The sequence below is a fragment of the Nonomuraea sp. NPDC052634 genome (assembly GCF_040678535.1).
Lineage (GTDB): Bacteria > Actinomycetota > Actinomycetes > Streptosporangiales > Streptosporangiaceae > Nonomuraea > Nonomuraea fastidiosa.
This window is the reverse complement of sequence record NZ_JBFATY010000004.1, coordinates 142,609-155,328: the sequence shown is the minus strand read 5'-3', so window position 1 is coordinate 155,328 and position 12,720 is coordinate 142,609. Positions and strand designations below refer to the sequence as shown.

General features: G+C 70.5%; 11 protein-coding genes. 8 read left to right on the top strand and 3 right to left on the bottom strand.

Translation table 11 applies throughout. The features are described from left to right. The first annotated feature begins 12 nt into the window (after positions 1-12). Together AB0K67_RS19945 and AB0K67_RS19940 are read left to right on the top strand one after the other, a co-directional pair. Positions 13-2,049 (top strand): glycosyltransferase, encoded by a 2,037-nt coding sequence (locus AB0K67_RS19945; RefSeq protein WP_364061855.1) that lies wholly within the window; start codon positions 13-15, stop codon positions 2,047-2,049. Between the two features lie 84 nt (positions 2,050-2,133). Continuing rightward, positions 2,134-3,099 carry a winged helix-turn-helix domain-containing protein gene (locus AB0K67_RS19940; RefSeq protein WP_364061852.1) on the top strand — a complete coding sequence of 322 codons (966 nt, stop codon included), beginning with the start codon at positions 2,134-2,136 and terminating at the stop codon, positions 3,097-3,099. Position 3,100: 1 nt separating this feature from the next. On the opposite strand, the gene AB0K67_RS19935 is transcribed toward AB0K67_RS19940, so the two are convergent. Next, positions 3,101-3,775 (bottom strand): hypothetical protein, encoded by a 675-nt coding sequence (locus AB0K67_RS19935; RefSeq protein WP_364061849.1) that lies wholly within the window; start codon positions 3,773-3,775, stop codon positions 3,101-3,103. Positions 3,776-4,025: 250 nt separating this feature from the next. Here AB0K67_RS19935 and AB0K67_RS19930 point away from each other — a divergent pair, with 250 nt between their 5' ends. The 6 genes from AB0K67_RS19930 (at position 4,026) to AB0K67_RS19905 (ending at position 10,018) form a co-directional block, all read left to right on the top strand. Further along, positions 4,026-5,558 (top strand): hypothetical protein, encoded by a 1,533-nt coding sequence (locus AB0K67_RS19930; protein WP_364061846.1) that lies wholly within the window; start codon positions 4,026-4,028, stop codon positions 5,556-5,558. Continuing rightward, a complete protein-coding gene (locus tag AB0K67_RS19925; RefSeq protein WP_364061843.1) occupies positions 5,555-6,415 on the top strand; it encodes a PrsW family glutamic-type intramembrane protease in 861 nt (286 codons plus the stop codon). Before AB0K67_RS19930 ends, AB0K67_RS19925 begins: the two co-directional genes overlap by 4 nt. Positions 6,416-6,579: 164 nt before the next feature. Continuing rightward, positions 6,580-8,673 carry a nitrate- and nitrite sensing domain-containing protein gene (locus AB0K67_RS19920; protein ID WP_364061840.1) on the top strand — a complete coding sequence of 698 codons (2,094 nt, stop codon included), beginning with the start codon at positions 6,580-6,582 and terminating at the stop codon, positions 8,671-8,673. Between the two features lie 13 nt (positions 8,674-8,686). Continuing rightward, complete coding sequence (locus AB0K67_RS19915) at positions 8,687-9,094, top strand: roadblock/LC7 domain-containing protein (RefSeq protein WP_364061837.1); 408 nt, start codon at positions 8,687-8,689, stop codon at positions 9,092-9,094. Continuing rightward, complete coding sequence (locus AB0K67_RS19910; RefSeq protein ID WP_364061834.1) at positions 9,091-9,465, top strand: DUF742 domain-containing protein; 375 nt, start codon at positions 9,091-9,093, stop codon at positions 9,463-9,465. Before AB0K67_RS19915 ends, AB0K67_RS19910 begins: the two co-directional genes overlap by 4 nt. Beyond that, positions 9,446-10,018, top strand: coding sequence for an ATP/GTP-binding protein (locus AB0K67_RS19905; RefSeq protein WP_364061831.1), 573 nt, complete (start codon positions 9,446-9,448; stop codon positions 10,016-10,018). Before AB0K67_RS19910 ends, AB0K67_RS19905 begins: the two co-directional genes overlap by 20 nt. A 22-nt stretch (positions 10,019-10,040) precedes the next feature. Here the strand turns inward: AB0K67_RS19905 and AB0K67_RS19900 are convergent, their stop codons facing one another. Next, complete coding sequence (locus AB0K67_RS19900) at positions 10,041-10,415, bottom strand: DUF742 domain-containing protein (RefSeq protein ID WP_364061828.1); 375 nt, start codon at positions 10,413-10,415, stop codon at positions 10,041-10,043. Further along, complete coding sequence (locus AB0K67_RS19895; protein ID WP_364061825.1) at positions 10,412-12,673, bottom strand: nitrate- and nitrite sensing domain-containing protein; 2,262 nt, start codon at positions 12,671-12,673, stop codon at positions 10,412-10,414. Before AB0K67_RS19895 ends, AB0K67_RS19900 begins: the two co-directional genes overlap by 4 nt. Positions 12,674-12,720: the final 47 nt, after the last annotated feature.

Here is a 12,720-nt window from a genome sequence, read left to right as displayed (position 1 = left end):
AGGCGTACCACCATGGCCGAAACCCCCGAACAGCCCACGTTCCAACGGCTCGGGCCCGTCAACTGGCTGCCCGAGGAGCGCAAGCTCGTCGAGCGTTACGAGGCGGAGGTCAGGGAGCTGCGCAAGCGGCTGGAGATCGCCGAGGCCAAGGCCGCGTACGCCACCTGGAAGCTGGAGGCCACGCAGGCCAAGCGGACGTACAAGCTGGGCGAGGCCCTGGGTTCGAAGAAGCCCAGGAAGATCGTCGAGGCCGTACGCTCGCGGGAGCGCGCGCCCAAGCCGCCGATCCCGGTCAGCGAGGCCATCCAGCAGGCCGAGAACCGGCCGCCGCTCGTCGAGGTGCCGCCGGTCAAGTGGCCGAAGGGCCCGATCAACCGGCCCGACCTGAAGGTCGCGGTGATCCTCGACGACTTCTCGCGCATGGCCTTCCGCTACGAGTGGGACCAGATCGAGTTCGGGCTCAAGGACTGGAAGGACATCTTCGCCGAGAAGCGGCCCGACCTGCTGTTCTGCGAGTCGGCCTGGCACGGCAACCAGGGCCGCTGGCGCTACCAGATGACCGGCACCAACGCCCCCAAGGAGCCGCTGCGCGAGCTGGTCGCCTGGTGCAAGCAGGAGGGCATCCCCACGGTCTTCTGGAACAAGGAGGACCCGCCGAACTTCGACTTCTTCATCGACACGGCCAAGCTCTTCGACTACGTGTTCACCTGCGACGGTGACATGATCCCGAAGTACCGGGAGGTCCTCGGGCACGACCGGGTCGACGTGCTGCAGTTCGCCGCCCAGCCGCGCGTGCACAACCCCATCCAGCAGAACAAGGGCCGCCTGCACGACGTGGTCTTCGCCGGGATGTACTTCCGCGACAAGCACCCCGAGCGGCGCGAGCAGATGGAGATCGTGCTCGACCCGGTCAGGGAGCTCGGCCTGCACATCTTCGCCCGCAACGGCGAGGTGGACGAGAAGTACGCCTGGCCGGAGAAGTACCGGCCGCACATCGTGGGCGAGCTGCCCTACGACCAGATGCTGGCCGCGTACCGGATGTACAAGGTCTTCCTCAACGTCAACTCCGTGCTCGACTCGCCCACCATGTGCGCGCGGCGCGTCTTCGAGCTGTCCGCCTGCGCCACCCCCGTGGTGTCCGGGTGGTCGCGGGCCATCGAGGAGACGTTCGGCGACCTCATCCCGATCGCGCGCGAGCCGGTCGAGGCGTACAACCAGGTGCTGCACCTGATCAACAGCCCCGAGCTGCGGGCCCGGCTCGGGCACCTCGCGATGCGCGAGGTCTTCGACAAGCACCTGTTCTCGCACCGCGTGGACCAGATCCTGCAGAACCTCGGCCACAAGGTGACGCCGCGCTCGCGCTCCATCAGCGTCGTGCTGCCCACCAACCGCGCCTCGCAGATCGAGCACGCGATCTCCTCGGTGGCCAAACAGCGGCACCGGCCGCTCCAGCTCGTCATGGTGCTGCACGGCCTCGACATCGACCCCGTCGTGGTGGCCGACAAGGCCAGGATGGCCGGCGTCACCGACGTCGTCGTCCTGCCCGCCGACCCCTCGCTCACCCTCGGCGCCTGCCTCAACCTCGGCATCGCCGCCGCCGAAGGCGAACTGATCGCCAAGATGGACGACGACAACCTCTACGGCGAGCATTACCTGTCGGACCTGGTCAGGGCCTTCGACTACTCCGACGCCGAGCTGGTCGGCAAGGGCGCGCACTACGCGTACTTCGAGGGCATCAACACCACGATGCTGCGGCTGCCCGGCCTGGAGCACCGGTACTCGTGGCTGGTGCAGGGCGGCACCTTCCTCGGCAAGGCCGACTTGTTCCGCAAGTACCAGTTCGCGGACATCACCCGGGGTGAGGACACGCACCTCGTACGCCGGCTCAAGGAGGACCGGGTCAAGATCTACTCGGCGGACCGGTTCAACTTCGTGTACTGGCGCAGCGCCGACACGAAGATGCACACCTGGCAGGCCGACCACATCAAGCTGACCCGCAACGCCCAGTTCTCCTTCGTCGGCCGCCCGGACGACCACGTGCTCATCTGAGACGTCACGTGACGCAGCGTTACATTCGTCTACATATGATGACGAAGCGGAAAGTGTGCCGTAAGTGGGTGAAGGGGCGCGTTCGTGCATACGAGCCTGCTCATCGAACGCATCGACCGCGTGCCGGTGACGGTCACCCTGACGCCCGGCCTGTCGATGCTCGCTTTGATCACCGACGCCCTGGCGGGCCGCGCGCGGGGCGCGCCCGAGGCATGGCGGCGGCTGGTGCGCTCGGCGGCGCGCCGGCCCGACCCGACGGTGGTGCGCTCGCTCGCCAGCCCCGGCTTCAGCGTGCTGCCCGACCTGGTGCTGCCCGGTGAGTTCACCCGCGACCTCGACGTGCCCGACCAGCTCGACATGCTGCGCGACCTGCCGGGTGACGCGCTGGTCGAGGAGGTGGAGACGATCGTCGGCGGACGCCCGCCCGAGCACTGGCGGCCCGCGCTCACGCACCCGCACCGCTGGCTGCACGGCTACGCCGCCCTCCTGGAGGAGGTCTGGTCGGCGATGCGGCCGGTCTGGGAGCGGGCGCGGCCGCTGCTGGAGCGCGAGGTGGAGCGGGTGGCGGTGGCCGCCGCGCGCCGCTCGCTCGACGTCCTGCTCAACAGCCTGCACCCCAACTGCCGCTACCGCGACGACACGCTCAGCTTCCCCGACTTCGAGCCCGAGCACTTCACGATCGGCTCACGCGGCCTGGTGCTCATGCCCATGCTGGCCGGCCCCGAGGCGCTCATCTCGCGCCTCGACGGTCCCGAGGCCGTCTGGCTCGGCTACCCGCTGCCGGGCGCCGACCTGCCGCCGCGCCGGCACGAGGACCGCCTGCGCCTGCTCGTCGGGGACGTGCGCGCGGCCATCCTGACCGCGCTGGAGCGCCCGCTGACCATGGGCGCGCTGGCAAGGCGCGTCGGCTACGCGCCCAACGCGGTCAGCTACCACTGCAACCGGCTGGAGTCGGCCGGGCTGATCTCCCGGCGGCGCGACGGGCGGGAGATCTACGTCGAGCGCACTCCCCGCGCCTCGGTGGTGGTGGACCTCTTCGCGGGCTGGTGAGCTACCTGCTCGCCCTGGCGAGGTTCTGGTCGGCGAGGTCGGCCAGCTCGTACAGGCCCTTGGGCTTGACCTGGCGGCCGACGACGAGCATGGACATGACCGTGGTGCCGCGCCTGATCATGACGGAGCCGATCTGCGCGTTCTGGTCGCCGCCCTTCGCGGTCGTCAGGTAGGCGCGCGACTGGTCGCCCTTGGTGGGCATGTCGAGCGTCCGCGTGGTGTACGTGACCGGCGTGCCCCCGACGTCGGCCGTGTACGAGGTGCACTTCTCGGGCAGCGCGGCGGGGAAGTCGGGCTTGGGCAGCGACACGACGGCCTGGCTGATCGAGCCGCGCTCGGCGGAGAAGGCGATCACGGCGGCGGGCGACTGGGCGACCTCGGCCTTGGCCGCGTCGAGCTGGGCCGCGCCCGCGCACTCGGGGTGCTGCAGCTTGGCCTGGCGTACGGCCTCCAGGCCCTGCTGGGTGGACTTGAGCGAGCCGAACGCGCCGGTCTCGGGGCCGTAGGCGACCTGCATGCCCTTGGGCACCGGCAGCAGGGCGGCGCGCAGCCGGTCGGCCTCGGCGGCCGACGGCGCGGACGGGGCGGTGGCGGCCGGGGCGGACGGCTTGTCGGCGGCGGAACATCCGGCGAGTACGAGTGTGCTCAGAAATATGCCGGAAACTGCTTGACGCATGGGTTCTCCATTTCACTCCAGCGGCATTGTGGAAACGTTAGAGGAAGCAGCGCACGAGGGGCCGCGCAACGTCGCTATCCGCGGGATTAAGCGGCTTCGGGAGCCATTTACCGTTCGCCCTGCGTAACGGGCTCCACCTCGGTGGATGCACCCACAAAACGGCATCAGCTGTAATGGGGCGGGCAAAATGTTCGCCGATGTGCTGCGCGCCCCTGTGCGGCTTTTCCCGGGCGCTGCCGATGATCGCGCCATGAGCCTGACCCCGCGCGATCTCGGCATGGATGTTCCCATTTCCCGCCGCGACTTCTTCGACGGGATCGCCGTCGGCTGCGTGGCCGCGACCGCCGCCCCGTACGCCGCCGCGCCCGCGCGGGCGGCCCAGGAGCCCTCAGGGCCGTCCGCGCTCCGTACGCCGTTCACGGTGCTCGGCGACACCGGTGAGGCGCTCAGCGTCCCGCACGCGCTGCGGGACGGGCGGTTCTGGGAGCACGCGGGCACCCCCGTGCCGACGGGCGAGCACTACGGGCTGGTGGTCGTGGGCGCGGGCCGCAGCGGGCTGGAGGCGGCGGCCGAGTGGTCGCGCCGCCGCCCGCGCGACCGCGTGCTGGTCCTGGACAACCATCCCGAGGGCGGGGCCGGGCGCGAGCCGCTGCGCCGGGGTGTGGCGTTCGACGCCGTGATGTGCGACAGGGAGAGCTTCGGCGCGGACACGCTCGTCACGCTCTCCGGCCCCGGCTGGATCGACCGGCTGCCGATCGACGGGCAGGCGCGCAAGGACCTGCGCACCCTGTACGACGACCCGCCCGACTGGCTGCCCGGCCTGTCGCGGGAGGCCAAGGAGGAGCGGCTTGCGGGGCTGACGTACTCGGCGTTCCTGCGCGAGGTGTGCGGCGCGCACCCGGACGCCGAGCGGTTCTGCCGCACCATGTCCGCGCCCGAGTGGGGCTACGACACGCGGGCGTTCGGCGCGATCGACGCCTGGGGCACCGGCTATCCGGGCTTCGACGGGCTGGGGCTCGACCGGTCGAGGCCGTCCCGGTACAACTCGGCGACCGTACGGGCCGAGTGGCACGGGGCCGCGCGGGAAACGCCCGCCCCGCAGGACGCACCCGTGCGATGGTCGAGTCCCGTGGTGTCCGTGCGGGACGGCGCGCGTACGGCGACCGTCGGCTACTTCGACGGGCACCGGGTGCGCACCGTCGAGGCGGGAGCCGTCATCCTGGCCTGCCCGAGCGCGGCCGTCCCGTACCTCGTGCCCGATCTGCCCGAGGAGCGGCGGCGGGCGCTGTCCAGGGCCGTACGCGTGCCGCTGCTGCGCGCCGAGGTGCGCCTGAGCGACCCCGAAGCGTGGCGGCGGCTGGGCGTGCGCAGGGTGCGGTGGACGGGGGCGTACTGGTGCGCCGCCGAGTTCGCGCCGCCCGACCGGGTGCGGCTGCTGGCCACGCCGTGCCGTTCGGAGCTGGGTCCCGACGCGGGCTCGGCGGCGGGGCGGCGCGAGCTGTTCAGGACGCCCTACGAGGTCTTCGAGCACACCGTGCGCGATCAGCTCGCCAGGCTGCTCGGCCCGGCCGGCTTCGACCCGGGGCGCGGCATCGCGGCGATCACCGTGCACCGCTGGGGACACGCGATTCCCCCGGAATATCGGCGACCGTGGCACGAGTTTCATCCGGACGGACCGTCCCCTGCGGACGCGGCGCGCGGGCGCTTCGGCCGGATCGCGATCGCGGGCTCCGACGCGGGCGACGGCGCCGCCGTGCTCGCCGTCGAGGAGCTGACGAGATGAAGAGACTGTGGCCGCGGATCTTCCTGACCGGTCTCGTCCTGTGGCTGGCGACCGTCGTGGTCACCGCCTGGACGGAGAACCCCAACCTCGTGCCGACCGTGGTGCTGTTCGGCAGTTTCCTGGTCCCCGTGACGTTCGTGGTGTGGGCGTACGGGCGGGGCCGCTCGCCGGTGGTGACCGTCGAGCTGCTGTTCAAGGCGTTCGTGATCGGCGGCGTGCTCGGGGTGCTCGGGGCCTCGCTGCTGGAGAACTGGCTGATCCGCCCGTCGCTGCTGATGTACGTGCTGGTCGGCCTCATCGAGGAGGGCGTCAAGCTGGCCGCGCTGGTGTTCGTCACCCGTCACGTGGCCAGGCGCTTCACCAGGGACGGCGTGGTGCTCGGCGCGACCGTGGGCTTCGGCTTCGCCGCGTTCGAGAGCGCCGGGTACGCCTTCAACGCCCTGTTCACCGCCGACGGGCTGTCGCTGACCCAGCTCGTGGAGACCGAGGTGCTGCGCGGCATCCTCACCCCCGTCGGCCACGGCCTGTGGACGGCGATCACCGGCGGCGTGCTGTTCGCCGCGCGCGGCCGGCTCTCCGCACCGGTCCTGCTGACCTACCTCGGGGTCTCGCTGCTGCACGCGCTCTGGGACTCGATGAGCGCCATCGCCATCGCGATCACGCTCGTGCTGACCGGGCGGCCGTGGCAGTTCGAGCTGCTGCGCATCGGCCGGGTGCCGGACGTGTCGGCGTGGCAGGTGCACGTGTACACGCTGGTGAACTGGGCGGGACTCATCGTGATCTCGCTGGTGGCGCTCGTGTGGCTGTGGGGTGTGGTGTCCGGAGGACGCCGCGAGAGGGAGATCTTGTCCCAATAATCACGAGAATGAACGTGTTCCCCCCACTGCGCCGGAAGCATAATCGGTGCTAGTCTCCTGTGCGATCTTCCGGAGGTGTATTTACACAAGGTGTGGAAATGCCCCCGACTCGAGGTTGGGACATGGGCTCGCGAAACCGGTCTATTCGGTTCAAGATCTTCTTATTGCTGCTGCTACCCCTCCTGTCTCTGAGCGCGCTGTGGGGTTTCGTCCTCAACCTCACCATGGGCGACGCACAGTCACTGCTTCGTGCGAACACCCTTTACTCCACCATCGGCGTCACCTCCATGGACCTGGGAACTCAGCTCCAGGCCGAACGCGTGCGCTCCGCGGAGACGGTCACAACGCGTCAACTCTCCGACGTGGTGCGCGCCCAGCGAGCCCGCACCGACCGCTCGGTCGCCGACTTCCGCAAGGCCGTCACCGAGGCGGGCGGCGCCGTCGACGGCAGCCTGCGCCGCCCGATCCAGGCCCTCGACAAGGCGCTCGACAACCTCACCGCCATCCGGGCCAACATCGACAACGGCTCCGCCTCACGGCTGTCGGGGCTCAACGCCTACAACCGCATACTCGACGCCCTCTTCGCCGTCTACGACCACATCGTCACCCTCCCCGACCTCACGCTCTCCCAGCAGGCGTCCTCGCTGCAGGCCATGGGCCACGCCAGGGAGTACATCGCCAGGGAGAACGCGCTCATCGTCGGCAGGCGCGCGGGGCAGCGGCTCAGCGAGGCCGAGGCGACCGCCTTCACCGAGTACGCCGCCTCCAGGAAGTTCCTGTACTCGCGTGGCCTCGCCGGTCTCGACGTGGCGCTGCGGCGGCCGTACGAGCAGGTCTTCGCCACCGAGCCCTACCTGAGCTTCGTCTCGCTCGAAGACCGCGTGATCAAGACCGGGGCGCCGCCGCATGACATCGCCGCCTGGCACGAGACCATGGACCGGCTCGCCTCCCGCCTCGACGACCTCAACGCCTCCTCCACCGCCACCCTGGCCGAACGCGCCTCCGGCGCCGCCATCGCCACCCTCGTCAAGATCTCCATCGCGGGCGGCCTCGGGTTGATCGCCGTGCTCGCGTCGATCATCATCTCTGTACGCTTCGGTCGTCGCCTCGCAGGAGAGCTGGCCGGGCTGCGTGCCGCCGCGGTCGAGCTGGCGCAGCAGCGGCTGCCCGCGATCGTGGCACGGCTGCGCAAGGGTGAGGACGTCGACGTACGGAAGGAGGCCAAGCCGATCAAGGTGAGCGGATCCGCTGAGATCACCGACGTGGCCAGGGCCTTCGGTTCCGTGCAGCGCACCGCCGTCGACGCGGCGGTCGGCCAGGCCGCGCTGCGGCGCGGGATCGGCCAGGTCTTCCTCAACCTCGCCCGCCGCAAGCAGGGCCTGCTGCACCGCCAGCTCGCGCTGCTCGACGGCATGCAGCGGCGTACGCACGACCCCGACAGGCTCGAAGAGCTGTTCCGCCTCGACCACCTGACCACCCGCATGCGGCGGCACGCCGAGAGCCTCATCGTGCTCTCCGGCGCCGCGCCCGGACGGGCCTGGCGCAAGCCGGTGCCGGTGATCGACATCGTCAGAGCCGCGATCGCCGAGGTCGAGGACTACACCCGTGTCTCGGTCGAGACCATGCCGGCCGGGGCCGTCGAGGGCACCGTCGCCGCCGACCTGACCCACCTCGTCGCCGAGCTGATCGAGAACGCCACCATCTACTCGCCGCCCGACACCACCGTCGAGGTGCGCGGCGACCTCGTCAGCAACGGCTACGCCATCGAGGTCGAGGACCGGGGGCTGGGGCTGTCGGCCACCGATTACGCGCGCTACAACGCGCTGCTGTCCAAGCCGCCGGAGTTCGACCTGGCGGACAGCGACAGGCTCGGCCTGCTCGTGGTGGCCACGCTGGCCCAGCGGCACGGGATCAACGTGCTGCTGCGCCGCTCCCCCTTCGGCGGCACGACCGCGATCGTGCTGGTGCCGCGCTCGGTCGTCACCGAGCAGAGCGCCCTGGAGGCGGCGGGCGGCGGCGGCAAGGCCGAGCTGCCCAGCCGTACGCGGAAGAAGGCGCTGGCCGTCGTGACCTCCGGCACCCACAACGGGCTGCCGCGACGCGTCCGCCAGGCCAGCCTCGCACCGCAGCTCAAAGAACCACCGCCGGAGCAGGAGCGGCAGGCAGAACGCTCTCCCGACGAGGTACGCGACCTGTTCTCCGCCTTCCAGCGGGGAGCCCAACGCGCCCGAGAAGAAGCTCCTGAGGAGGGGCCATGACTAAGGGGGATGCATGACTGTGCCGACCGCCAACACCGGTGAGCTCAACTGGCTGCTCGACGACCTTGCCACCAGGGTCGCAGCGGTGCGCCAGGCGGTGATCCTGTCGACCGACGGGCTCGCCGTCGGCCACTCGAAGGGTTTGACCCGTGAGGACGCCGAGCACTTGTCCGCCGTGGCCGCCGGTTTCCAGAGCCTCGCCAGGGGCACCGGACGGCATTTCGGCGGCGGTGACGTGCGCCAGACCATCGTGGAGATGGAGTCGGCGTTCCTGTTCGTCACGGCGGCCGGCCAGGGCACCTGCCTGGCCGTGATCGCCGAGGCGAACGTGGACGTGGGCCAGATCGCGTACGAGATGGCGATGCTGGTCAAGCGGGTGGGCCAGCACATCACGACCAATCCGCGCGCTGGAGCGTCATGAGCGACGGCCCGCAGTGGTTCGATGAGGAGGCGGGACCCGTCGTCCGCCCCTATGCTCTGATTCGCGGCAGAACACGGTCGTCGGGCGACATGTTCGACCTCGTGGCCACCGTGCGCACGCTCGGCGACCCCGAGGCGGAGCCCGGCGACGACATCGGCCCCGAACAGCGCCACATCCTGCGGGCAGCGCGAAACCCGATCTCGGTGGCCGATCTCGCCGTCGAGCTCGATCTGCCCGTCGGTGTCATCCGGGTCATGCTGGGTGACATGCGTGACAACGGCCTCATCTCGGTGACGTCGCCCTCCGCCGGAGGCGTGCGGTCGAATGAGCGCATTCTCAAGGAAGTGATCAATGGACTCCGTGCTCTCTGAGGACCCCGTCGCGCTCAAGATATTGATCGCGGGCGGGTTCGGCGTCGGCAAGACCACCCTGGTGGGGTCGATCAGCGAGATCAAGCCGCTGCGCACGGAAGAGGTGCTCTCCGACCGCGGGATCGGCATCGACGACCTCGACGGCGTCGAAGGCAAGAACACCACGACCGTCGCGATGGACTTCGGCCGCATCACGATCCGCGAAGGGCTGGTCGTCTACCTGTTCGGCACCCCCGGGCAGGAGCGGTTCTGGTTCATGTGGGACGAGCTGTCCTACGGCGCGCTGGGCGCCGTCGTGATCGCCGACACCCGGCGGCTGACCGACTGCTTCCCGTCCGTCGACTACTTCGAGCAGCGCGGCACGCCGTTCGTGGTGGCCGTCAACTGCTTCGACGGCGCCCAGCGGCACAGCGTGGACGACGTGCGCATCGCGCTCGACCTGGACGACGACGTGCCCGTCATGCTCTGCGACGTGCGGCGGCGCTCGTCGGCCAAGGAGGTCATGATCACGCTGGTCGAGCACTCCTTGCGGCAGCTCACCTCGGCCAACTAGCGGCCTGCGCGCCCCGGACCCGCTACAGGGCACGCAGGCCGTTGATCACCTCGCGGAGCAGGCTCTCCGACGGGGTGGCGGCCCTGTCGCGCGGCGGGCGCACCGTGACCAGGTTGTGTTCGAGCAGATCGCCGATCAGCACCCGGACGACACCGACGGGCAGGCCGAGATCCGAGGCGATCTCGGCGACCGGCTTGTTGTGACCCGACACGCAGCTCAGCAGCCGCCGGTGCTGGGCGCTCAACTCGGCCTTGGCCGGGGCGGACGCCCCCGTCAGCACGACGGTCGCCAGCAAGTCGACCTCGGCGGAGGCGGGCCTGGTGCGTCCGCGCGCGACCGCGTACGGCCGCACGACGGGCCCCGCCTCCTCGTCAACCCACTCGTGCTCGCGGCTCACGATCGAGATCCCCCATCCTGCTCGCTTTCCTGCCGGCCGCGCTGCCAGCCCGACTGGAGCGAGGAGAGCAGTGCCCTGGCCTCCTCAGGCGAGCGCTCCTCAGCGGCCGGAGCCGGCCCCTGAGCCGGTCCCTGAGCCCGTGTCTGACCGTTGCCGGGCTCAGGAGCCCGCCTCAGCCGCTGCCGCTGCGGCAGCCCTGTGGTCCGCTCACGGCGCGGCAGCTGCTGGGGTGGCGGGTCGTCCTGGGGCGGCGCCTGCCTCGGCAGCACCGCCCCGGCGTTGTTGCGCTTGCTCGTACGGATACGGCGCGGCAGCCCGCCCGGCCCCGTGGGCTCCGACCTGACCACCGACACCGGGACCGGCTCGGGCTCCGGCGGTGCGGGCGGCGCGATGGGCTCCACCAGCGAGGCCGGCACGAGCACGATCGCGGTGGTGCCTCCGTACGGTGACGGCTTGAGCGTGACCTTCACCCCGTGCCTGGCCGCCAGCATGCCCACGACGGCGAAGCCGAGCCGCTCGGTCTGCGACGGGTCGAACTCCGGCGGGCTGGCCAGGCGGGCGTTGATGGCCCTGCGGGTCTCCTCGTCCATGCCCAGGCCGCGGTCTTCGATCTCGACGGCGAAGCCCCTGCCGACCATCTCGCCGTGCACCGAGACCTCGTTGTTCGGGGAGGAGAAGGAGGTGGCGTTCTCGATCAGCTCGGCGAACAGGTGCATGAGGTCGGCCACGGCCGCGCCGGAGACGCCGCACTCCGGCATCGGGTAGACGCGGACCCGGGTGTACTCCTCCACCTGGGCGGCGGCGCCGCTGAGCACGTCCTCGATCGGGATGGGGCCGCGCCACCTGCGGCCCGCGGAGCCGCCCGACAGCAGCACCAGGCCCTCGGCGTGGCGGCGCATGCGGGTGGTGAGGTGGTCGAGCCGGAACAGCCGCTCAAGGGCCTCGGGCTCCTCGGTCTGGCGCTGCATCTCGTCCAGCAGCTTGAGCTGGCGCTGCAGCAGCGACTGGCTGCGCCTGGCCAGGTTGCGCAGCGCCTCGGCGATGCCCTCGCGCAGCCTGGCCTGCTCGACGGCGGCGTCCACGGCGGTGCTCTGCACGCTGTCGAAGGCCGCCGCGAGGTCCTTGACCTCGCTGGTCGCCTTCTCGCCGACGGTGATCGGCGGGGCCTCGGTCGCGATGTCGACCTTGTCGCCCTTGCGGAGCTTGGCGACGACGTCCGGGAGCCTGATCTCCGCGAGGTCGAGCGCGGTACGGCGCAGCGCGCCCAGCTCGCGGGTGAGCCGGCGGCCGACCCGCACCGAGATGACGACGGAGAAGATGACCGCGATCAGGCCGAGCGCGCCCGCGACGCCGGCCCGCACCACGACCGCCGTGCCCGCGGGTTCCATGCGGGCCAGCAGCTTGTTGCCGGTGGTGGAGATCGCCTGGCGGTACTCCGTGCGCACCTGGTCGGAGATGCCCCGCCACAGGTCGAGGTCCATGGGCTGGCCGCTGATGTACGCCTCCAGGAGGTTCTCCATGGTGACGTAGCGGGAGCTGTAGTAGAGCTTCTCGAACGGCGCCCGCAGCTCGGTGTCGAGGTTGGCCAGGGCCTTGGGGAACTCGTACCTCCTGGCGCCGTCGAGGCTGGCCAGCATGTGCACGTCGTGCATGCCCGCCTTGCCTTTGGAGGCGATGACCAGGGCGTGCTCCCTGGACAGCAGCTCGCGGGCCTGGTCGGCGGCGATCAGGCCCTGGGCCTGGAGCGCGAGCTCCAGGTCGGTGCTGACGGTCAGGCGGGAGTAGAGCAGGTGGATCTCGTCGGAGATCCTGGCGTACTCGGTGACCAGGGCGCTCGGGGTGAAGCGGCGATCGTCGGCCTTGCGGCGGATGTCAGGCAGCCGGTCGATCGCCTCGAAGACGGTCGAGAGCTGGGTCTTCATGTCCTCCGTCAGCGCCGACTGGGTGTCGTCGGACGTGGCGGCCTGGCGGAAGTTCTTGACGCGCTCGTCCACCTTGGCGCGGGCCTTGGCGATGGCGTCCTCGTCGCCGCCCGATCCGGCCAGGCGCTCGGCCGTCTCCAGCCGCTCGGTCTGGAGGTCGGCGATCAGCCAGTCCGCGTGGTTGATCACACCCGTCCAGATGGTCTCGACCTTGAGCAGGTTGAGCGCCTCACCCAGCGTGGTGCTCGCGGCGAAGCCCCATAGCGCTACCAGGGAGACCAAGGGGATGACGAGCAGCGTCGAGATCTTGAATCGGATGGATCTGCCCGATGCCATGACACCTGCTCCCGGATAGAAGATCGCGGGAGAGAATAGCATCGAAA

Coding starts and splice junctions, on each gene's coding strand:
- AB0K67_RS19945 (WP_364061855.1), top strand. CDS start 13: ATGGCCGAAACCCCCGAACAGCCCACGTTCCAACGGCTCGGGCCCGTC.
- AB0K67_RS19935 (WP_364061849.1), bottom strand. CDS start 3,775: ATGCGTCAAGCAGTTTCCGGCATATTTCTGAGCACACTCGTACTCGCC.
- AB0K67_RS19930 (WP_364061846.1), top strand. CDS start 4,026: ATGAGCCTGACCCCGCGCGATCTCGGCATGGATGTTCCCATTTCCCGC.
- AB0K67_RS19925 (WP_364061843.1), top strand. CDS start 5,555: ATGAAGAGACTGTGGCCGCGGATCTTCCTGACCGGTCTCGTCCTGTGG.
- AB0K67_RS19915 (WP_364061837.1), top strand. CDS start 8,687: ATGACTGTGCCGACCGCCAACACCGGTGAGCTCAACTGGCTGCTCGAC.
- AB0K67_RS19910 (WP_364061834.1), top strand. CDS start 9,091: ATGAGCGACGGCCCGCAGTGGTTCGATGAGGAGGCGGGACCCGTCGTC.
- AB0K67_RS19905 (WP_364061831.1), top strand. CDS start 9,446: ATGGACTCCGTGCTCTCTGAGGACCCCGTCGCGCTCAAGATATTGATC.
- AB0K67_RS19895 (WP_364061825.1), bottom strand. CDS start 12,673: ATGGCATCGGGCAGATCCATCCGATTCAAGATCTCGACGCTGCTCGTC.